This window comes from Pseudomonas sp. B14(2022) (assembly GCF_012030485.1).
In the GTDB taxonomy this organism is placed as follows: domain Bacteria; phylum Pseudomonadota; class Gammaproteobacteria; order Pseudomonadales; family Pseudomonadaceae; genus Aquipseudomonas.
Genome location: NZ_JAAUVM010000001.1, coordinates 683193 through 705883, shown reverse-complemented (window position 1 = coordinate 705883; position 22691 = coordinate 683193). Strand labels below are relative to the sequence as shown.

The 22691-nt window shown below is 65.4% G+C and carries 11 protein-coding genes; 3 read left to right on the top strand and 8 right to left on the bottom strand.

Features of this window, described 5'->3' with window-relative positions; all coding sequences use genetic code 11:
* Nucleotides 1–46: 46 nt before the first annotated feature.
* Nucleotides 47–2191, bottom strand: a complete 2145-nt coding sequence (gene dinG / locus HCF10_RS03240) for an ATP-dependent DNA helicase DinG (protein WP_027604440.1) — start codon at nt 2189–2191, stop codon at nt 47–49.
* Nucleotides 2192–2290: 99 nt separating this feature from the next.
* Between dinG and HCF10_RS03235 the strand changes: the two genes are divergently transcribed.
* A complete protein-coding gene (locus HCF10_RS03235) occupies nt 2291–2755 on the top strand; it encodes a CopD family protein (RefSeq protein WP_167654861.1) in 465 nt (154 codons plus the stop codon).
* Between the two features lie 37 nt (nt 2756–2792).
* Here the strand turns inward: HCF10_RS03235 and HCF10_RS03230 are convergent, their stop codons facing one another.
* Together HCF10_RS03230 and HCF10_RS03225 are read right to left on the bottom strand one after the other, a co-directional pair.
* Nucleotides 2793–3551: a collagen-like protein gene (locus HCF10_RS03230; RefSeq protein WP_131697215.1), complete on the bottom strand. Its 759-nt coding sequence runs from the start codon at nt 3549–3551 to the stop codon at nt 2793–2795.
* Nucleotides 3552–3707: 156 nt separating this feature from the next.
* Nucleotides 3708–4403 (bottom strand): OmpA family protein, encoded by a 696-nt coding sequence (locus HCF10_RS03225; protein ID WP_131697216.1) that lies wholly within the window; start codon nt 4401–4403, stop codon nt 3708–3710.
* A gap of 191 nt (nt 4404–4594) precedes the next feature.
* On the opposite strand from HCF10_RS03225, the gene HCF10_RS03220 reads away from it, so the two are divergent.
* On the top strand, nt 4595–5092 hold the full coding sequence (locus tag HCF10_RS03220; RefSeq protein WP_131697217.1) for a DUF6231 family protein: 498 nt from the start codon (nt 4595–4597) through the stop codon (nt 5090–5092).
* A gap of 302 nt (nt 5093–5394) precedes the next feature.
* Here HCF10_RS03220 and HCF10_RS03215 read toward each other — a convergent pair whose 3' ends face one another.
* Together HCF10_RS03215 and HCF10_RS03210 are read right to left on the bottom strand one after the other, a co-directional pair.
* Nucleotides 5395–6810, bottom strand: a complete 1416-nt coding sequence (locus tag HCF10_RS03215) for a diaminobutyrate--2-oxoglutarate transaminase (RefSeq protein ID WP_145334996.1) — start codon at nt 6808–6810, stop codon at nt 5395–5397.
* A 180-nt stretch (nt 6811–6990) separates the two neighbouring features.
* Nucleotides 6991–7206 (bottom strand): MbtH family protein, encoded by a 216-nt coding sequence (locus HCF10_RS03210; protein ID WP_131697219.1) that lies wholly within the window; start codon nt 7204–7206, stop codon nt 6991–6993.
* Nucleotides 7207–7498: 292 nt separating this feature from the next.
* Here HCF10_RS03210 and fhuF point away from each other — a divergent pair, with 292 nt between their 5' ends.
* Nucleotides 7499–8224 (top strand): siderophore-iron reductase FhuF, encoded by a 726-nt coding sequence (gene fhuF, locus HCF10_RS03205; RefSeq protein WP_145334998.1) that lies wholly within the window; start codon nt 7499–7501, stop codon nt 8222–8224.
* A gap of 14 nt (nt 8225–8238) precedes the next feature.
* Here the strand turns inward: fhuF and HCF10_RS03200 are convergent, their stop codons facing one another.
* From HCF10_RS03200 to HCF10_RS03190, 3 genes are read right to left on the bottom strand one after another with little or no spacing between them, the layout of a single operon-like run.
* The gene (locus tag HCF10_RS03200) at nt 8239–9882 is read right to left on the bottom strand and encodes a cyclic peptide export ABC transporter (protein WP_167654860.1); all 1644 of its coding nucleotides are present in this window, start codon (nt 9880–9882) and stop codon (nt 8239–8241) included.
* A complete protein-coding gene (locus HCF10_RS03195; protein ID WP_167654859.1) occupies nt 9882–13664 on the bottom strand; it encodes a non-ribosomal peptide synthetase in 3783 nt (1260 codons plus the stop codon). Before HCF10_RS03195 ends, HCF10_RS03200 begins: the two co-directional genes overlap by 1 nt.
* Nucleotides 13661–22690 (bottom strand): non-ribosomal peptide synthetase, encoded by a 9030-nt coding sequence (locus HCF10_RS03190; protein ID WP_167654858.1) that lies wholly within the window; start codon nt 22688–22690, stop codon nt 13661–13663. Before HCF10_RS03190 ends, HCF10_RS03195 begins: the two co-directional genes overlap by 4 nt.
* Between the last annotated feature and the right edge of the window lies 1 nt (nt 22691).

The window sequence follows — 22691 nt, the reverse complement described above, 5'->3', positions numbered from 1 at the left end:
TAGCAGTGAGATAGACCACAAAGTGGGCGAATTCGCCCACGGTGGCTTAAGAAATTTCGCGCCGGAACGGCGGCAACGCGTTCAGGATCGCCTTGCCGTAGCGCTGGGTAACCAGGCGGCGGTCGAGCAAGGTGATGGTGCCCCGGTCTTCCTCGGTACGCAGCAAGCGACCGCAGGCCTGCACCAGCTTCAAGGAAGCATCCGGCACCGAGATCTCCATGAACGGGTTACCGCCCCGCGCTTCGATCCACTCGGCCAACGCGGCCTCGACCGGATCATCCGGCACCGAGAACGGGATCTTGGCGATCACCACGTGCTCGCAGTAGGCACCGGGCAAGTCCACGCCTTCGGCAAAGCTCGCCAGGCCGAACAGCACGCTGGAATCCCCGCCATCGACCCGCGCCTTGTGCTTGTTCAGGGTTTCCTGCTTGGACAGGTTGCCCTGGATAAACACCTGCTTGCGCCAGTCGCGGTCGAGGCCGTCGAACACGTCCTGCATCTGTTTGCGCGACGAGAACAACACCAGGGTACCGCGCGAACCTTCCACCAAAGACGGCAGGTCGCGGATGATCGCCGCGGTGTGCGCCGGTGCATCCCGTGGGTCGGCCTTGAGGTCGGGCACCCGCAGCACACCGGCGTCGGCATGATGGAACGGGCTTGGCACCACCGCAGTAACGGCCTTTTTCGGCAAGCCCGCGCGCATGCGGAAGCGGTCGAAGGTGCCCAGGGCGGTCAGCGTGGCGGAGGTCACCAGGCAGCCATACGCCACGTTCCATAGGTTGCGCCGTAGCATTTCGGCGGCGAGGATCGGGCTGGCGTTGACCTCGATATCAAACAACGCACCGCTTTCCGACAGGGTCAGCCAGCGGGCCATGGGCGGGTTGTCTTCCGGGTCTTCGACGGTAAAGGCCGTCCACAACTCCCAGTTGCCCTGGGAACGGGACAACAGGCTGCCGAACAGCGGGTACCACTCCTCGGCCTGGTTGCTGGCGATGCCGATGTTGACCTCACCGTCCATGCCTTCCTTGAGCAGGTCGGTCAGGCGGGTGAACAGGTCGGTGAGGCGCGAAAAGCCTTTCTTCAGTTCGATGCCCATTTCGCGCATATGCTCGGGAATCATCCCGCCGACGAAGCGGTGGCGCGGGCGCTCACGGCCTTCCACATCCTCACCGGGCTTGAAGTCGGCCACCTGTTCGCAGGCGCTGAACATGAACTGTTGCTGGGTCTTGATCTCCCGCGCCAGCTCCGGCACCTGTTCGATCAGCTTGCCCAAATCGCCGGGCAGTGGGTGCTGGGCGAGCAATTTAGTCAAATTCTTCGCGGTGGTTTCCAGCCAGTCGGCGGTGGAGCGCAGGCGCGTGTAGTGGGCGAAGTGGCCGATGGCCTTGTCGGGCAGGTGATGGCCTTCGTCGAATACATAGAGGGTGTCGCGCGGGTCCGGCAGTACCGCGCCGCCGCCCAAGGCCAGGTCAGCCAGCACCATGTCATGGTTGGTAACGATCACGTCAACCTTGCCCATGCCTTCGCGGGCCTTGTAGAAGGCGCACTGGCCGAAGTTGGGGCAATGACGGTTGGTGCACTGGCTGTGGTCGGTGGTCAGGCGCGCCCAGTCGGCATCTTCGAGGGCCGTGGGCCAACTGTCGCGATCGCCGTCCCATTTATTGCCCGCCAGCTTTTCGATCATGCTGGTAAACAGCTTCTGGCTGACCTCATCCACCTCGATCTTGAAGCCTTCTTCCTCGAACAGCGACGCCGTGGCAGTTTGTGCATGGCCTTCCTGCAGCAGCACGTCGAGCTTGGACAGGCACATGTAGCGGCCACGGCCCTTGGCCAGGGCGAAGGTAAAGTTCAGGCCGCTGTTGCGCATCAGGTCGGGCAGGTCTTTGTAGACGATTTGCTCTTGCAGGGCGACGGTGGCGGTGGCGATCACCAGGCGCTTGCCGGCGGCCTTGGCGGTAGGGATCGCAGCCAGGCTGTAGGCCACGGTCTTGCCGGTACCGGTGCCGGCTTCGACGGCGACGACGGCGGGCTCACCTTCGCGGCGGCCTTCGTCATCGGTGTCGATATCCCCGAGGACCTTGGCCACTTCGGCGATCATCAGGCGTTGGCCGTAGCGCGGTTTCAAGCTCTTGGCTTCGAGAAAACGCGTATAGGCGCCCTGGATCGTGGTTTTGAGTTCAGTGCTGATCATGGATAGTCGGGCGCAAAAAACGCTGGATAAATTTTCAGTGGTTCGAATCGGCCGCTATCATACCCCGCTAATTAATCCCGCGCAGAACGGAGTACCACAATGACCGCGTTTAGCCTCGCTTACACCCTGCATGTATTGGCCGCCCTGATCTGGGTCGGCGGTATGTTTTTCGCCTGGATGATCCTGCGCCCCGCCGCCGTGGCGGCACTTGAAGGCCCTGCCCGGCTCAAGCTGTGGGCAAATGTGTTTCAACGTTTTTTCGTGTGGGTGTGGGTGGCGGTGCTGGTTTTGCCGATCAGCGGCGTCGGCTTGTTGCAACTGCGCTTCAGCGGATTTGAAACCGCACCGCGTTATGTGCAGGTGATGATGGGGTTGTACCTGGTAATGACGGCGCTGTTTATCCGCATCCAGGCGCTGAAGTTCCCGCAGCTGCGCGCGGCGGTGGCAGCCGAAGATTGGCCGGCGGGTGCGGCTGCACTGGGGCAGATTCGCAAGCTGGTGGGAATTAATTTGATCGTGGGGTTGGTGGTGGTGGCGATTGCTTCGGCTCGGCCGATGTTCTGAGTACAGCTGCAAGCCTGAAGCTTGCAGCTGCGGCTCTTTAGAGCCGCTGAATAGTCACTGTACCCGCAGGCCCCACCGGTCCCGGCTGCCCTTCCAACCCTGGGCGGCCCTTCTCGCCTCCCTCGGTGCGGTACACCAGGCAGCCTTTGGACTCCCCACCTTTGCCCGGCTTGCCGGCCGTACCGGCCAAACCGCCAGCACCGCCATCCACCCAGACCTTGATGTGTTCAGCCGGGAAGTCCTTCGGTAACTCCACGCGGACCTGTGCCCCCGCCCCACCCGGCAAGCCATCGCCGCCATTGTCGCCATTGGCACCACGCCCAGCCGAACCCCAGGTGCACCCAGGATCCACGCCATTGGCGCCATCCAGCCCGGCATACCCTTGGGCACCGGCGCCGCCACGGGCATCCACCGACAGTTCTTCAGCCGTCAGCGAGTTGATGCGCAAGGTCAGGTCACGCCCGGCCTTGGCTGGTTTTTCATGGGTACCGGGGGCACCGCGCGAAGTGATCTGGCTGCCATGCTCAAGTTGCGCATGCCGCACCTGCAGTTGCAGCGCGGTATTGCCAGGAACCATTGCGATGCGTGCATCGCGGCCCAGGTGCAGTTCATCCACCGTGACCTGGCTGATGGTGGCCGGAATCAGCAAAGTGCCGTAGTCCGCCACGTCCAGGCGCTCCAGTTGCAACACGCTGGTGCTGGAGGGAAGGCGCATCAATGAGTTGGTTTCAACACTGACGCTCTGGGCCAGGGCAACGGGGCTGACCAACAGGGCCAACAGAAAAACCTTACGCATCATGGGGCTCCTGAGTGTTTTCGAATTTTTCTTTGGATGCACAGTAACGACTTCTACAGGCGATTTGCCAGTGAAGGTTCAAAAAACTTGAGAGGGCTGCGATTTAAGCGAGGATCGCCGGCAATGCCCCTGTGGATACCACAGGGGCAAGGGCTGTCAGCGGTTGATCTGGATTTCCGTACGGCGGTTCAAGGCGCGGCCTTCAGCGGTCTTGTTGTCGGCGACCGGATGGCTTTCGCCCGCGCCGGTTACAGACACAAAGGCACTGCGGGGCACACCGGCGCCGACCAGGTAATCGGTGACCGAATGCGCACGTTTTTCCGAGAGTTTCTGGTTGTAGGCGTCTTTACCGACGCTGTCGGTGTGACCACTGACCCGCAGTTGGGCGCTCGGAGCTTCCTGTTTCAGGCGCGTGGCAATGGTGTCGAGTTTGGTTTTATCCGCTGCCGTCAACTTGGCGGAGTCGAACTGGAAGTGCACATCGCGGATCACAATGGTTTCTTCCTTGACCACGACAACCTCCTCAACCACCGCCGCTGGCGGCGCCGGTGGGCAACCATTGGCGTCGACCTGCACGCCTTTCGGCGTGCCCGGGCACTTGTCGCGGCTGTCCGGCACGCCATCGCCATCTTCGTCGCCATCGCCGTGCACCCAGCAATAGGCGCCGGCCATGCCGCCGACCAGCAAGGCACCATAGCCTGCGTAGGCTGAGCTTTCAGTCGCACCGATCGCCGCACCGGTCACACCGCCGACAGCGGCACAGGTAGGCCAATCGGTTTTTTGCAAGCCTGCGCAACCTGTCAATACTCCGGTTAGCAGAACCAAAGGTAGAGCTGTCCGCATGATGCTCATCTGACTTTCTCCTGAGGGGATCGGCGGGGGCCGATGAGTGGAGTAAAGACCGCTCTTTTCAACTGCGCCACTACGCCACGCCCCCGTATTCATTGAGGATGGCAGCCCACGTAGGACTTTTCGCAACCGCCCGCTCTAGGCCCGCACGCTCAGCCGCGCTAGTCTCTACGGTCCTGATGTGAGGATTTCTGATGACCGCTGGTATTTCTTCCCGTACGCCCCAGCAAGCCTTGGCTGCACTGCTGGATCTGCACCAGCCAAAACGCCTGTTGCTGTTGGGCGCCAGCCAGTTCCCGGCGCTGGATGCATTTAAAGACGCACACCCGGATACCCAGGTGTTCTGCGCCGATCCAGGGCCATTGCCGCAAGCATTGGCGGCACTGCGTTTTGACCTGGCGCTGGTGGTCGATTGCCTGGAGCACCTGTCAAAACCCCAGGGCCTGACCTTGCTCGGCGGCATCCGCAACCTCAACGCCAGCCGCATTGCGGTGCTGGTGGACCTGGGCGCCTGCGGATGGAAGGAAACCGACTTCTTCTCCCTGGCCCTGCAGGCCGGTGAGCGTTTCCAGCGCGATGAGCAGGTGCTGACGCTGTTTACCTACGATCTGCTTGACTATAAACAGGTGCCGGACTGGCTCAACGCCCGTTTCTGGGCCAACCCGGAAAACTTTGGAAAGTATTGGTGGTAACCCGATGATCTGACACCTTGCAAGCGTTAGATCCTCATCGTATTAGATGATAGCCCTACATATTCCCAGTCTTAGCTGGTGATTACGGGGCGATCTAATGACCCTGAATCTGTTAAAGCAGCCTTTTTTCGGCCGTTTTTTGCGGGGCTGCCATCGGTATTGTCTTGCCTGCCTCGCCTACGTTTTTCAACGGCTTGCTAAGGGCGACTGGCCCGCGGCGCAGCTCGCTACCGATTCACTGCCGCCCAGCCTGCCATACCGGTGCGGCCACCAGCCTGCCAGGAACCTGTGGCATACCTGCATCAGCTCGCGGCGGCGACCTCCACGTTCTGCGCCGCCTGGTAGAGAATCTGCCCAACCAGATCGACCTCCGCTTCGCTGATGATCAGCGGCGGCAGGAAGCGAACGGTTGCGCCGTGTCGGCCGCCCAGCTCGACGATCAGGCCACGCTCCAGACAAGCACGTTGTAGCTTGCGCGCCCGCTCGCCATCGGTAGCGGGCTGGCCAAGGGCATCCTGGCTGGCAGGATCGATGATCTCCATGCCCAGCATCAGACCACGGCCGCGCACGTCGCCGATCCAGTCGAACTCGGCCTGCAGCCCGTGCAGCAGCGTCTGCAAGCGTGCTCCGACGTTGCGCACATGGCTGCAGATGCCTTCGCGCTGAATGAAGCGCAAGGTGGCATCGCCTGCGGCCATGGCCAGTTGATTACCTCGGAAAGTGCCGGCATGGGCCCCGGGCTGCCATTGATCCAGCTCGCCCCGATAGACCACCACCGACAGCGGCAGACCACCGCCGATAGCCTTCGACAGCGTCACCACATCAGGGGTGATGGCGCTGCGCTCAAAGGCAAACAGATCGCCGGTGCGCCCGATACCGCATTGGATCTCGTCGAGGATCAGGGGAACACCGTGCTCACGCGTGATCGCCCGCAGCCCCTGCAGCCAGCGATCAGGGGCGCAAATCACCCCGCCCTCGCCCTGCACCGTTTCCAGGATCATGGCCGCCGGCTGGGTCACGCCGCTTTCCGGGTCGGCGAGCAGGTGGCGGATGTAATGCAGACTGGCGTCGATCGCCTGCTCGCCGCGCAGGCCGAACGGGCAACGGTAGTCATGTGGATACGGCAAGAATTGCACCCCCGCCAGCAGGCCACCCAAGGCATTCTTCGGCCCCAGGTTGCCGCTCACAGACAGCGTGCCGAGGGTCATACCGTGATAGGCGCCATGGAACGCCAGGATGCTCTGCCGCCCGGTTGCCGTGCGCGACAGCTTGAGCGCCGCCTCCACTGCGTCCGCCCCCGTGGGGCCACAGAACTGGATGCGCGCGTCCCTGGCGAAGTCACCAGGCAGCAGATCGAAGACCGTCTCTACGAAGGCATCCTTGATCGGCGTACTCAGATCGAGGGCATGCAGCGGTATGCCCGAGGCCAGGGTCTTCTGGATCGCCTCCACGGTCACCGGGTGATTGTGCCCCAGCGCCAGGGTACCGGCACCGGCCAGGCAATCGATGTACACCTGCCCCCGCGAGTCCTCAACATACACCCCCTGCGCCCGCTTGAGCTCCAGCGGTATGCGCCGTGGGTAGCTGCGCGCATTCGACTCGCGCTGCATTTGCCGCTGCAATGCCGGCGTGCTGTCCAGGCAATAGCGCTGGCTTAGCCCGCTGTGCCGGTACTGGAGTTCGAGCGTGGTGTTGGTGATCGGGGGGATTGCATTCATGAGTGCATCCTCGTGTTGCGCGGATAGCGCGTTATCTGACAACGCTGCCGGAACGTGCGTCATGCAGTGAACGACCAGCCAACTCAGGCGATTCCAAGTTGCTGCTATCGGCTACCGGACAACGCAGCGGGGGGCTGTCGCCCGGCAATACGGAAAACCAGGGGCTGGATGCACAAGGCCTCAGCCGCGATCCTGGGGCTGCATGGCTTGACGCAAGCTCAAAGGCCGCATGTCAGTCCAGAACGACTCGATAAAAGCCAGGCACTCCTCCTTGCTGCCCTGCTTGCCGGCCGCGCGCCAGCCTTGCGGTATCTCCTTGTAATCCGGCCAGATCGAATACTGCTCCTCATCGTTGACTACAACCAGAAATCGCGTTTCAGGACTGTCCAGACTCATGTTCCACTCCGTTTCCACTGAAGATGCGAGCGCTCGCAGGGTAGTTTGAGCTTTGCATGCGAGCGGCCGTAGGATAATACAGTTAATAATAATTATCATTAGACGTTAGCGTGATGCGCTCACACGCCCTGGTGTCACAGACAGGGTTAGCCTGCACGCCCCCGGTTTGTTTATACTGATCGCCACCGTTGATAACGAGTCTCAACAGCAAGCGCCTGACTATGCCTCGACCCGCAGCCTCCCTGACCAAGCATTGCGCAATGCCGCCTGACGGTGACACTGGGCCGCGAGGATGATCGCCAGCCTCGCCCCGCTGTTCAGCGGCCCGCTGGCGGACTATGGGGAAAACCTGCAACTGGCCAGTGATCAACAGCAGGCAATTGCCGGCTCGCAATTGTTTCAGCCGGACTATTTCGCCGAGTTCATTCGGGAACTGGCAGCCCGCCATGGCAGCGACGATTTCATGGCGCTGACCTCTATCTGGTCGAAATGGTATTTCTGCTTCATAGCACCCGCCGTGGCGGCCAGCTTGCTCTTGCAGCGCGAGTTGCCTATCGCCCTGAGCGATGTCGGCGTCATCCTCTCGGCCGCGGGAAAGCCGCTTGCCCTGCACCTGCCCCATGAAGGCAGCGTTCTGCCACCCTGCGCGCCCTTCGCGCGCTTCGACGCCTTGATCGAGCGGCATCTGAAACCGGTGATCGAGGTAATGGCCAGCGTCTCGAAAGCCTCGCCACGACTGTTCTGGAGCAACGCCGGCAACCTCTTCGAATTCGCCACTACCCAAATCGAACTGCATCGATTGGCAACGTTCGATTGCGCAGCCCCGGCCAGAACCGTGCTGGAAAGCCGCCTGCGCCCCGATGGCCGGCGCAACCCGCTGTTCGCCCCGGTGTACTACAAGGACGTCGGCGCTAACGAACCGCAGCGGTTACGCCGTATCTGCTGCATTCGCTACCGCCTGCCCGGCATAGGCTATTGCAGCAGTTGCCCACTCGACCGCGACAAAACACCCGAATAAGCCGCTCCAAGCGGCTACCTGACCAACTGGAAAGGGTTCTCGCTGGTGTGGTCATAGTCCACCAACTGGCCGTAATCAAGCCGGTAGATGCGATCGGCCACGTCGAAGTAGCGGTCATCGTGAGTGATGGCGATGACCGTTTTTCCGGCCGCCTGCAACTCGGGCAGCAGCTCGTGGTAGAACACGTGGCGGAACACCGGGTCCTGGTCCGCCGCCCATTCGTCGAGCAGCAGCACCTCGCGACCCTCCATCATCAGCAACAGCAGGGCCAGGCGCTTGCGCTGCCCCTGTGAAAGGGCCGTGGTGGACAGGCGTCCATCGACAAACTGCACCTTGTGCGCCAGCCCCAGGCGTTGCAGATAGTGATCGACCCGCTCCTCCAGCCCATCGAGCTGGCCGTTCTCACCGAGCACATCGGCGAACAGATAGAAGTCGGCGAAGATCGCCGCGAAATGTTCGCGGTGCCACTCGCTGTTCGAGACATCCAGCGTCACGCCATTGAGCGCGACCGTCCCCTCGCTAGGCTGGTAGAGCCCGGTCAGCAATTTGGCCAGGGTCGACTTGCCGCTGCCATTGCCGCCGACGATAAAGATCAGTTCGCCACGGCGAACGTGCAGATCGATGGGGCCCAACTGGAAGGCGAATTCGTCGCTCTGCCCGGGGTAGCGGTATTGCACGTTGCTCAGGCGCAACTCACGGAAAGGCTCGGCGGCCTTGGGCGGCAAGGTGAAGTGCACCGTCTCGCCCAGGGCCAGGTCATCGATGGCCTGCAAGGCCACATGGCCGCGGATCACCGTCGGGACGGCATCGAGGATCATCGAGATCGGCGTACGCAGGAACATGATCGCCAACACATAGCCCACCACCACCTGCTGGCTCAGCAGCCCGAGGCCCTGACCGAGGAAGAACAGCGTACCGATCAGCAAGAACACCAGCAGCGACGTCCAGTTCAGGTTGATCGCCCACAGGGTATCGGCGCGTACCGAGGCCTGCAGCGAGGCCTGCGCGATCGGCTCCAGGCGCTGGTTGTACAGCATCTGCCGACGCTCCCGGCTCAAGGCCAGTTCGCAGCGGCCGTTAATGGTCGCCTCGAACTGCTCGGTCAACCGGTCGTCCTGCTGCCGCACCTGCTGCATCAGGCGCTTGACCTTGCGCCCGAGCAGCACGTCGAGCAGCACGCCGAAGGCGATCACCGCCAGGGTCAGGGCGAAGAAGGGCAGGCTCAGCCAGGCCATGTAAGCCAGGCCAGCCAGCAGCAGCAAGCCGTTGTACAGCGAGATCGGCAATTGCTTGAAGGCCGTGGCCACGGTGGTCACGTCCTTGGTCAGCGCGTTGTAGATGCGCGGGCTGCCCAGTCGCTCGATGCGCTCCAGGGCGGTGCCCAGCACCTTGCCCACCAGGCGCAGGCGCAACTGATAGACCAGGCGATGGCCAATCTGCACCAGCAGCCACTGGGCCAGGGTGCCGCTGACGAACAGCAGCAACAGCAGGCCGGCGAACAGCGCCAGCGCCTGGCTCAGGTCATCCAGCCCCTGCTCCAGGCTGCGGTTGATATAGCCGATCAGGCCGATGCTGCTGACCGCACTCAAGGCACTGCACAGCACCGCCAGGAAAATGCGCCAGCGCGCATCATGCAGCAGTTCCTTCAATAACATCATCAGTTCGACACCTTCTCGGCTTGGTGTTGCGGCGCAATGCTTGGCGCCAGCAAAGACAACAGATCCTCACTCAAGCGCGGCTCGGCAAGGATCGCATGATGACCGACATCCAGGCTCCGATCATGCAGCGCCTTGCGCGTGTGCGCCTGCCAGGGTGTACGCAGATCACCGTGGGCATTGCTGCGCCACAACCAGATGGGCACGTCGACCACCGGTAAGGCCTGTTCGTACAGGCGCGTCTTGATCGCCCGGTAGCGCACCATCACGGCCTGCAACTCGGCATCAGCGCCGTGCGATTGCAGATGCTCACGCACCTCGGCGTCGGCCAGCATGCGGGTCACTCCCTCAGCATAATCGCAATCGACCAGTTGCCGGGCCAGACGCTCGCGCAACGTATCGCCAAGCGGCCGCGAACGGCTGCGACACAGGAACACCAGGTCGGCGAGCAACTGGCCACCCTCGTCGCCGTCGCCAGCAAGGCTGCGCTGCGGATCATGATCCACCGTCGCCAAGGCCTTGATGGTGAAGCCGGCTGACTGTAGGTGCGCAATCAACAGCAGCGCCAGGCGAGAAGCCAGGCACCAGCCCAGCACCACCAGCGGCCGCTGCTTGAGCGACTCAGGAATGCTCTGCACATAGCGCTGCAGCAGCCTGCCCAGATCCTTGCTTTCCCAACCCTCGCCAAATGCCGCCAGGCCATAAACGGCCTGGTTTTCGCCAAGTTGCTCCACCAACGGTCGGTAGTCTTTCAGGTGGCCCTCCGCGCCATGTACCAGGAGCAAGGCAGGCGCCTCACCGGCCACATCGTTCAGCACCTGCCAGCCCTCGCTACTCGCGCCCTGATCGAGGCTCTGCACCAGTTCGCGCACGGTCTGCCGCTCGAACAGCAGATTAGTCGGCGGGTTGAGCCCCAGTTGCTCGCGAATCAGCGCCACCACCTTGATCGCCGCCAGGGAATGCCCGCCCGTGGCGAAGAAGTTGTCGGTCACGCCGAGATCCTCGACACCCAGCACACGGCACCAGATTTCCAGCACGGCGCTTTCCAGTTCGCCGACCGGGGCCACCCGCGCACCTTGCAGGCGCTGTCGGGCACGCTCCAGCAGCGCCTGCCGATCGAGTTTGCCATTGCTGTTCAGCGGCAGGGCTTTCACGGCGAAGATGCCGGCGGGCAGCATGTAGTCCGGCAGTTGTTGGGCCAGATCGTCGCGCAGCAGGTTCGCGGCCCGGCTCTGCCCTTGCTCCTCCACGACGAAGGCCAACAGGCGCTCACCATCAAGCAACACCGCCGCCTGCTGCACACCCGGCAGGCCGCGCAACGCCTGTTCGACCTCCGCCAGTTCCAGACGAAAACCGCGAATCTTCACCTGCTGATCATTGCGCCCGAGAATGCGCAAGGCACCATCGGCCTGGCGCAACGCCAGATCACCGGTGCGATACAAGCGTGCGCCAGACCGCAGGTCTTGGCCGAATGCCGAACTGCCGACATCCCCCAGGTAGCCACGGCCGACACTGGCCCCGGCCACGCACAACTCACCCGCCTGCCCGCAGGGCACGGGGCGCTGTTGTTCGTCGAGCAGATAGATGCGGTTGTTGCCGAGCACCTGGTTCAAGGCCGTGCCGCTCGCCCCCTGCTCGCTGTCGATGGCCCGCCAGAGCACGCCGACCGTGGTTTCGCTCGGCCCGTAGTGGTTGTATAGGCGGCAACCAGACCCTGCCTGTGCCAGCCGCGCCAGCAGGCTCTCGCCCACCGCTTCGCCGCCAAGCACCAGCACCTGACGCGGCAGCACACCCTCCAGCGGATGCTCGCCGATCAATGCCTCGAGGTGCGATGGAACGATCTTCAGCACATCCAGCGGATGATCGCGCAGCTCCTCGGCGAAGGCCTGCGCATCGGTGACGCTGGCCTGGCTCAGCAGGTGCACGCAGCCCCCCTGCAGCCAGGCCGGGTACAACACGGTATTGCCCAGGTCGGCGAGCAGCGACGACACCAGCCCGTAGTGAGCACCTGCCGGCAGATCCAGCGCGTGAGTGATCTGGCTCGCGTAGTGGCGTAGCTGCCCCTGCTCGATCTGCACGCCCTTGGGCTTGCCGCTGGTGCCCGAGGTGTAAAGCACATAGGCCAGGTGCTGCGGCGCGCTGGCCACAGGCGCAGCGAGTGGTGCAGCGCTGCTGGCCTTCGACCAGGCCAGGCTGGGCACCTCGCAGACCAGGTTCGACTCATCCAGATGCAGCAGAACAGCAGGTTTGGAATCCTCGAGAATGCTGGCCAGACGCAGCGGTGGCAGCGCCGGGTCCAGCGGCAGATAGGCCGCGCCTGCCTTGAAGCAGGCCAGCATGGCGACCAGCATCTGCGCGCCACGCGGCAGCAGCAGCGCCACCACTTGGTCAGGGCCAACGCCGGCCTGCTGCAAACTGCCGGCCACCCGTTCGCTCAGCTCATCCACCTCGGCATAGGACAACAGCTGCCGGCCATCGCGCAGCGCCGGGCTGGCCGGCTGGTGGCGCGCATGGGCACGGAATCGCTCGACGATATCGACGTCCGCTGGCAGTTCCCCGCCAGTCGCTGTGGGCTGCGCCTCCTCCGTCAGCACGGTATCCAGGCCGTCCAGCGGCGCTTGCGGCGCCTGCAGCAGTTGGCCGATCCAGTGCACGTAACGGCGCAGCAAGAGCTGCATCTGCTCACGGCGATACAACCCGGTGTCGTACACCAGCGCCAACTGGCCCTGGCCGGACTCATCCAGCAGCCAGTGCAGTTGCAGTTCCACCGGTGTGTCGAAGGACAAGGCCAGCAGCGCCTGTACCTCGGCCAGATGCTGCACGCGCAGCCCGGCCTGATAGCTGGCGCGCCACTCCGGCAGCAACTCGGCCTGGCCGAGGTACTCCTGCCAGAGCACGGCGCTTTCCAGTTGCCGGGCCAGTTGCCGGGCCAGGCTGACCCAACTGGCGTGCTCGGACAAATGCACCTGCATGGGCAGCGTTTGCTCGAACAGCCCGTAGGCGCCCTGCAGCTCCTCATAGTCGTCACGCGGGTCGTGCTGCAGGCCCAACTGCGCATGGCGCTGACCGTTCAGGCGGCCGAGCAAGGCGCCCCAGGCTGCCAGGGCGAGTGGTTCGATGGCCAAAGCCTCGCTCCCGGCCAGTGCCTGCACGGCACTGCACAGTGCAGGTTCGAGCGCCTGCTGCACGCAGCCACGGGCACCGCTGGCCATTCCATAGCGTTCGATCAGGCGCAGCCCCGGCACCTCCTGCAGGGCCAGGTTGCGCCAGAACTGCGCGCCCTGCTCGGCGTCCTCGTCCAGTTGCAGGCCGGCGATCCACTCGGCGTAGTCGCTGTACTGCATCGGCTCGGCCTCCAGTGCCGCGCCCTGCCCCAGCAGCTCACGGCGCAGTTGCTCGAGGCTGTGCAGATCCAGCGAGCAGGCCGGCAGCGCCAGCCATAGCTGCTCGTCGCGCCACCAGGCCAGCAGGTCGGGCTGCTGCGCCTGGCACTGGGCCTGGGCGTCGCGCTGCCAGGCCGCCGCATCGGTGCCGGCACCCGCCTGGTGCCAGTCCAGGCGCAACTCGCCCGGCTCGGCCACACGCTGGCGCAGGCCAGTGGCGCCGAGCGGGCGCTGATAGCGCAGGCGCAGCGCATCGTGTTGGCCCAAGGCGTCACGCAGGCGCTGTTCGACCCGCTCTGGAGCAACGCCGGCGAGCGTCATGCGCACCCAGCGGTACGCCTGCGGGTTGGCCTCGGCCAATTGCTTCTGGGCCGGGGAAAGAGGCAGGCCAAGATCCATCATGAGGTCATCTCCAGAGCGTTTTCCTCAGCCGTAGCCGGTGCGGCCGCGACCTGATCGCGGCGATAGATGTCGCCCATGGCGACGACGATGCGCCGCTCGCCCTCGAAGGGGTCGCGGGCATGGGCGGCGAGCATGTTGTCGAGCATCACCACATCGCCGCGCTGCCAGTCGAAGCGCACCGCACAACGCTCGTAAGCGGCACTGATCGCCTCGATGGCGGCCTCTTCCAGTTCGCTGCCATCACCGTAGAACACCTGCCGGGGCATGACGCTATCGCGCCCCTTGAGGAACTGCTCACGGATATCGGCATCGAGAAACGCCGGATGGTAGAGCTGGATCTGGTTGAAGAAGCTGGCATCGCCGGTCAGCGGGTGGAGGATCACCGCCGGGCACACCTGACGCGTATGCAATTCGTTGGCGCCGCGCCACTCGAACTCGATCCCGCCCTCATGGCAGATGCGCTCGGCCTCGGCACGCTCCTCAGTCTGGAAGAAGTGCTGCCAGCTGACATCCAGGCTGGCGCTGAAATTGCGCACGTACATCAGTTGCTTGCGACGCAGCTTGACCTGCAGCCAGGCCGGCAGCTCGCGGTACACCTCACGGCTGTCGACGATGGGCGTGGCCCCGCCGCTGGTGGCCGGCGTCTCGCAATAGAACCACTGCCGGCGCGGCCAGCGATGCTGGTGAGCGCTCTCGTTGTGGAACATGATCATGCGGTCCTTCGGATAGGGCGTGGACTTGTAGATCTTGTTGCCGCCCTCCATCTTCGGCAGATCGCCGTACTGGCCGTACAGCTCCGGGCACAGCGCCTGGCAGAACTGCTCGAAGTCCGCCGGGGTCGGCAGATCGAAACCACGGAAGATAATCCCGCCGTGCTCGCGCAGCCAGCCTTCCACCTGCTCGCGATTGCTCTCGGCCCACACGGCGGGGGCCAGCTCGCGCTCGCGCAGTTGCACCAGCAGGGGGAAGCTGGAGCCGGCACGCAGCGGCCGGGTTTCGATCGGTGTGGCCGCGGCAGCCGGGCCATTCTGGCGCAGCTTGCCGAGCTTGCTCATCTTGCGTTGCAGCGGGTTGTCCGTGGTGGTGGACATGGCAGCGGCTCCCTTGGAAGGCAGAGGTAAGGCATCGATGGGGCTGTCCGGCGCACCCAGCGCAGCATCGAGCAGCGCCAGGAAGCTGTCGCGCAAACGCTCGATGGTGGCTGGGCGGAACAGGCTGGTGCGGTACACCCAGCGCAGGCTGAGGGCATCGCCGTCGGGGGTGGCGAACAGCGCCATGTCGAACTTGGAGTGTTGTTGTTCACGGCTCACCGGCGTGACCTCGAGGTTGCCGAGGCGGCGCGGCTGACGCGGCGTGTTGTCCAGTACGAAAAGGGTCTGCAGCAGCGGATGCTGGTTGGCCCCACGCGGCAGGTCGAGACATTCCACCACCTGCTCGAACGGTGTGTCCTGCCAGGCGAAGGCATCCAGGCAGACATCGCGCACCAATGCCGCCTGCTCACGGAAGCTCAGCTCCGGTTGCAGGCGAATGCGCAACGCCAGCAGGTTGACGAAGAAGCCGATCAGTGCCTCGGTAGCCGGGTGTTCGCGGTTGGCCACGTCGGTGCCGATGACCAAGTCGCGGCCCTGGGTTTCGCGCTGCAGCACGGCGGCATAGACGGTCAGCAGCAACATGAACAGCGACAAGCCGCTGTCACGCTGCAAGGCCTCCAGGCGTGCCAGCGTCGCCGCTGGCAACTGGAAGTCCAAGGCCGCACCACCACCGCTATCGCGCTCGCCGCGTGGGAAGTCGAACGGCAACGGCACCTGGCTCGGTACGCCGGCCAGGGTACGTTGCCAGAACTGCTGGCCCTGGCGCTGACGGGCGCGCAGCGCCGCTGAAACCTGCCAGGCGGCATAGTCGACGTACTGGATCGCCAGTTCGCGCTCCACGGGCAGCCGGCCCTGGCTGTAGGCCTCGTAGCCTTCGACCAGCTCACCGATCAGCACCGAGCCGGACCAGCCGTCGGAGGCGATATGGTGCAGCACCAGTTGCAGCACATGCTCCTGCTCGCCCAGGCGATACAGCACCGCGCGCAGCGGCGCCTCAACGCTCAGGTCGAACGGGCGCGCGGCCATTTCATGTTCAGCCTGTGCCCACTGCGCCTGGCTCAGGGTCGCCAGTTGCAGCGTCAACGCAGAATCCGCCTGGATGCGCTGGCGCGCCTCGCCCTGCTGCTGATGGTAGGTGGTGCGCAGGATCGCATGGCGCCGTATCACACGCTGCAAGGCCCGCTGCAACGCCTGGGTATCAAGGGCGCCACGCAGGCGCACGTTGCTGCTCATGTTGAAGCTGCTGTCGCTCGGCTGCAGTTGCTGCATCAGCCAGACCCGTTGCTGCGCAGGCGACAGCGGCTGGTCGATGTGCTGATCGACCCGCGCGATGCTCAATCCAGCCGGGTCGATGGCGGTGGCCTGGGTGTCCAGGCGCGCCGCCAGCTCCGTCAGCAAAGGCGTCTCGAACAGCCAGCGCAGCGGCACCTCGAAGCCCTGCTCGCGCAGCCGCGAACGCACCTGCGCGGCCATCAGCGAGTGCCCGCCGAGCTGGAAGAAATGCCCATCGAGCGGCACCTGCTCAAGTTGCAGCACCTGGCCCCAGATCTCGCTCAGCAGGGCCTCGCTGGCGCTCATTGGCCGCTGCGCGCTGCCTGCTGCCGCCTGCTGCTGGTTGCGCAACTGCGGCAATTGCTGACGATCCACCTTGCCGTTGCTGTTGAGCGGCAATGCCGGCAGCGCTTGCAGGTGAGTTGGCAGCATATACACCGGCAGACGTGCCTGCAGATGTTCACGCAGCTCGTCTGCGCTCGGCTCGCCAGCCAGACTGGCAACCCAGAACGCGGCCAGGTGCTCACCCTGCACCGCCACCACCGCCTGGGCGACCCCCGGGTGACCGAGCAGCGCCGCCTCGATCTCGCCCAGCTCGATACGGAAGCCGCGCAGCTTGATCTGATCGTCGCTGCGGCCCAGGTAATACAACTGCCCATCGGCCTGCCAGCGGGCCACATCGCCGGTGCGGTACAGGCGCCCGCCAGCGCCGCCGAACGGGTCGGCGATGAAACGCTCGGCGCTCAGCGCCGGCTGCCCGGCATAACCACGGGCCAGCCCAAGGCCTGCGATATACAACTCGCCGGCACGGCCTGGCGGAACCTCACAGAGAAACTCGTCGAGCACATGGCAGCGCGTGTTGAGCAGCGGCCGGCCAATCGGCACCACCGGCTGATGCAGCTCCTCCACCGACGTCTGGGTCGACCAGACGCTGGTTTCGGTCGGCCCGTAGACGTTGATCAGGCAGCCGACGAGCTGCTTCAGCTCGCTGGCCATTTCCGCCGCCAGGGCCTCGCCGCCGGCCAGGGCGACCCGCCCGGCCAGCACCTGGCGATCGCCCTGCAACAGCATGGCCCAGGTCGCCGGGGTGGCCTGGATCAGCTCCACCGCCCGCTCACGGATCAACTGCGCCAGCAGCAGCGGGTCCTGGCGTTGCTCGTCATCGGCGAGCACCACGCTACCACCGCGCACCAACGGCAGGCACAGTTCCAGGCCGCTGATATCGAAGGTCACGGTGGTCAGCGCCAGGTAGCGCTGCACGCCGTCCAGCGGCAAGGCGCGCTCCATCGCCAGCAGGAAGTTGGCAAAGTTGCCCCGGCTGATCTGCACGCCCTTGGGCTGCCCGGTGGAGCCGGAGGTGTAGAGCGTGTAGGCCAGTTGCTGCAGGTGCCTCGGCAGCGCCGGTGCATCGGCCGGCTGCGCCTGTAACGCCAGGTCCTGCCAGAGCTGGCAGCGCACCGTGGCTGGGAAACGCTCATCCTGAAGGTCGCACAGCAGCAGATGCGGCCGTGCCCGCTGCACGATGGCCGCCTGCCGCGCAGGCGGATGGCTCGGATCGAGCGGCAGGTACTGCGCCCCGGCCTTCTGGATGCCCAGCAGGCAGACCAGCAGGCGCTCGTCGCGCGGCAGGCAGAAGGCGATCGTGGACTCCGCCGTCACACCTTGCGCCAACAACCAGTGCGCAAGCTGGTTGGCCTGTGCCTGCAACTGCCCGTAGCTCAGTTGTCGATCGCGGCAGAACACCGCGGTGCGCTCGGGATGCAAGGCGGCCTGAACCTCGAAGCGGGTCACGAAATCCGCCTCGATGTCCAGCTCGGCAGCTTCGCCCGCGCTGTGCAGGCGTTGTACCGAGGGCAGTGGCAGCGCCAGCAGCGGCTGCTGCAGATCGAGATGCGCCAAGCTGGCCAGCACGCCCAGGTAGTCGTCCACCAGGCACTGGATGCGGGCCGGGTCGAACAGCGCGGTGGCGTACTCGACTATCAGTTGGCTGCTGGCCTCATCGCCGCGGCCCTGGCTGAACAGGTTGAAGGTCAGGTCGAACTTGGCGCTGATCGCCCCCTGCGGCAATGCCAGGGGCGCTACCGTGACGCCGGGCAGTTGCAGATTGCGCTCGCCGAGGTGATCGACCTGGTAGTTGAACATGGCCTGGAACAATGGCGTGCGGTCGAGGCTGCGCTCGACCTCGAGCACGTCGAGCAGGCGCTCGAACGGCAATTGCTCATGGGCCCGATCATCCGCCAGGCGCTGGCCAAGGCGCTGCAGAAAATGCTCCAGGCTTTCCAGCTCATCAAGCTGCACGCGGTAGGCCAGGGTGTTGACGAACAGACCGACCAGCGCCTGGCTGTCCGCAGCCTCACGCCCGGACACCGGCAGGCCGATGGCGAAATCGCGGCGCCCGGCGTGTTTCCAGAGCAGCAGTTGCTGCGCGGCGAAATACAGCACGAAGGGGGTGACCCCAAGCTGCTTGGCACGGGCCGCGATTGCCGAGGTCAGCTCGCCTGGTAACGGGAACTGCTCTCGCGCGCCGGCATACGCCTGCAGTGCCGGGCGCGGGCTTTCGCTGAGGGCCAGCGGCTCGTCACTCAAGCCCTGCAGGCGCTGCTGCCAGTAATCGAGCAGTACCTGGCCGACATCCCCTTCCAGCGCCTTGCGCTGCGCTTCGATCACTTGCAAAAGGCCCGTTCTGGGCGCGGGCTGACGGCCCTCGTAGAGAGCGGCCAGATCCTGCACCAGCAGCCCCATGGACCAGCCGTCCACGGCGATATGGTGGGCGTTGAACAGCAGGCGATAGTCGTCTTCAGCGAACTGGAACAGGTCGATGGCCACCAGCGGCCCATGGGCCAGGTCGAAAACCCGCTGCGCGGCCAGGGCAATCGCTGTCTCCCGCGCATCTGCCGGCGATGCGCGCAGATCGTGCAGGGCGAAGCTGGCCTCGGGCGCCTCCACCAGGCGCTGACGCACCTGCCCGTTGTCCTCGAAGAAACGGCAGCGCAGGGCTTCGTGACGTTCGATCAGGCTCAGGCAGGCGCTGCGCAGTCGTGGCACGTGCAGTTCACCCTGCAAGACCAGCAGTTGCGTGACGTTGTAGGCGGTGGTGTCGGGTTCGAGCTGCTGCATGAACCACAGCCGCTCCTGGGCATGGGACAGCCGCGCCACCGCGCGGGCCAACGCTGGCGACGCCTCTGCCCGCTCGCTGCGGGTGGCAGGCGCCGGCTCCAGCGCGGCCGCCAGTTGCCGCGGCGTGGGGTTTTCCAGCAACTGGCGCGGCATCAGACGCAGGTCGGCCTGGCGCAGCCGGGCGATCAGTTGCAGGCTGAGAATCGAATCGCCACCAGCGGCGAAGAAGTCATCGTCCAGCCCCAGTTGCGGCTGGCCCAGCAGTTCTCGGAAGGCCGCCAGAATACTGGCCAGACGCGGCTGCGCGCGGCAGTCGGCACTTGCTGCCATGGCCGCCAGGGTCGGCTGTTCCAGCACGTCGCGCGGCTGCAGCCGGAGCCCTTCGCGCGCGGCCAGGCCGATCAGTTGCAAGCTGAGAATCGAATCGCCGCCGAGGGCGAAGAAATCGTCCTGGCGAGTGACCGCGGCGCAGCCGAGCACCTGGCACCACAGCCGGGCCAGCAATTGCTCGCTGACGCTCTGGGGCGCCTGTCCGCCCTCGTCCACCGCCACGTTAGTTTCAGGCTCAGGCAAGGCGCGGCGATCGAGCTTGCCATTGGCGGTCAGCGGCAAGGCGTCCAGGCTCGACCAGTACGCCGGCTGCAGCGGTTCGGGCAGTTGCGCCCGGGCCTGCGCCTGAATGGCGCTCAGTTCGTCCGGGGTCAGGCGCGGCGCGAGATAGGCCACCAGTTGCATGCGCCCCTGAATCTCGCGTGCCAGCACAGCGGCTTCGCGTACCAGCGATTGCCCGCTCAGCCAGGTACTGACCTCACCGGGCTCGACGCGGAAACCGCGAATCTTCACCTGATCGTCCTGGCGCCCGAGGAACGCCAGACGCCCATGGTGATCCAGGCGTACCCGATCACCGCTGCGGTAGAAACGCCGCCCTGCGTCATCGATAAAGGCGACGGCAGTGGCTTGCGGCTGGCCAAGGTAGCCCAGCGCGACCTGGGGGCCGCCGATCAGCAACTCGCCCGCCACGCCGCGCGGCACGGGCTGGCCCGCCGCATCGACGATACGCAGCTCGGCACCGGCCAATGGCTGGCCCAGCGGCAGGTAAGCGCCCTGCCCGGCCTCCGTCACCTCGCCACAGACCACACCGACGGTGGTTTCCGACGGGCCGTAGTGGTTGAACACGCGCAGCTCCGGCGCCAGTTCGCGGATGCGGGCAAACAGCGCCGCATCGAAGCCCTCACCGCCCAGGATCAGCAACTGCCGCGGCAGTACCCGCCGGGCATCGTCCAGCGCCAGCAGGCCACGCAAATGCGAGGGGGCGATCTTCAGGCAGTCCACGGGATGTTGGGCCAGGAAATCGGCCCAGCCTGGTGGATCGAAGGCCAGGGCGGCCTCCGGCAGGATCAGCGAATCACCTGAGTGCAAGGCGGCGAAGACGCAGGTCAGGCCGAGGTCGGCGGCGACCGTGGCCAGGGTCGCCCAACGGCTGCTGGCGCTGGCCTGCAGGCGCTGACTGACGGCGGCGGCGTAATGCGCCAGGTTGGCATGGCTGACCAGCACGCCCTTGGGCTGGCCGGTGGAGCCCGAGGTGTAGATCAGGTACGCGGCCTGCTCGGGCTGGCTAAGGCTGGGCACAGGCTGGCACGGTGCGGGTGCGGCGAGATCAGCGGCGCTCAGTTGCAGACGCGCGACCGCGCCGTTCAGCGCTGGCGCCTCGGCCAGGGTCAGCAGCAGGCTCGCCGCGCTGCTTTCAAGCAGTTGCTGCAAGCGCTGCACGGGCTGCGCCGGGTCGAGGAACAGGCAGGTCGCACCACGTTGCCAGCAGGCCAACATCGCCAGCACCTGCTCGGCGCTGCGCGGCATGCATAGGGCGACTACCTGACCGGGGCCGACGCTCTGCTCGGCCAGGCGCAGCGCCAGTGCCTGCACGGCATTGGCCAGATCGCCGTAGGCCAGCGACTGCCGCGTATCGCACAGGGCGGGCGCTTGCGGCGTGCGCGCGGCCCACTGCTGCACCTGTCGATCCAGCGGCTCAGGGCTGGCGCCCAGCGCGGGGCCATGCAGTTCGCTGCCCGGCGAGGCCAGGCGCAGTGCCGACAACCGCTGCCCGGGATTGACTGATGCCTCCTGCAGGATGGCCTGCAGATCGTCGAGCAGTTGCTCGATGGTGGCCGCCTCGAACAGCTCGTCGCTGTATTCCAGCTCGCAGCGCAGGCGCTGGTCGGCGCAACGCAGCAGACGCAGAGTGAGATCGAAACGGGCATGACGCTGCGGCGGGTCGAGCACCTCGACGCTTACCCCCGGCAGGCTCAGGGTGCGGCTTTCCGGTAATTCGACCTGCACGAACATGGCCTGAAACAACGGGCTGGAACGCGGCCGATCGAGGGCTTCGAGGATCTTTTCATACGGCAGGGTCTGCTGGTCGAACGCCGCCGCCACGCTGTCGCGGGTGCGCAGCAGGGCGCTGCGAAAGTCCGGGTCGTCCTCCAGGCGCTGGCGAATCACCAGGGTGTTGAGCAGCGGCCCGATCAGCGGCGCCAGTTCGGGGCGATCGCGTTGCGCCACCGAAGTACCCAGGCACAGGTCACGCTCGCCGCTGTAACGCGCCAGCAGGCAGGCAAAGGCGGTCAGGCCAAAGATGTACAGGGTCACGCCCTGCTCGCGGATGGCCCCATCCACCTGCGCCGACAAGTCAGCCGGCAATTCGCGCACCCGTACCGCGCCGCTATGGCGGCGCTGGTTGGCGGTCGGACGCGGATGATCGCAGGGCAAGGCCAGCGGCCCGGGCGCATCAGCCAACTGGCTGCGCCAGTAATCGAGCTGCTGGCCGCAGGCGTCGCTGGTCAGCCACTCGTGCTCCCAGGCGGCATAGTCGGCGTACTGGATGTCGAGCGGCGGCAACTGGGCTGGCGCGCCCAGGCTCAGGGCACGGTAGCCCTCGGCCAACTCGCGGGTCAGTTGCTGGGCCGACCAGGCGTCGTAGGCGACGTGGTGGATGGTGAAGAACAGCCAGGTGCTGCCCTGCTCGGCATCGCTGAACGCGCGCCAGCGCCAGGGCACCTCGCGGCTCAGGTCGAAGGGCTCGGCCAGTTGCCGGGCGTACTCGTCGGCGCACCATTGCTGCGGGTCGGCAAGCGCCTCGCGGGGTAGCGGCTCGACCGCCGGCAGGCCCGCCGTCCAGGGCTCGCAGTGCGCCTGCAAGCGGCCTCGGGCATCGGCCACGTAGCGAGTGCGCAGGATCGTGTGCCGCTCCACCAGTTGCTGCATGGCCTGCTGCAGGCACGCCAGGTCCAGACGGCCGTCGAAGCGCAGCACCGAGCAGAGGTTGTACAGCGCACGGCTGCTCAGGGCCTCGGCCGAGAGAAAACGCAGTTGCGCATGGGCCAGCGGCACCGCTGCACCCTCCCTGCCAGCGGCCGGGACGATGGGCAGGCGCCAGCTATCGATGCCCTTCTCGGCCAGGCGCTGGCGGAACAGCTGCTTCTTGTCCGCCGGCAGTGAGGCCAGGCGCTGGGCGATCTCGACAAAGGCCTGTTGGTTGGTCGCATTCATC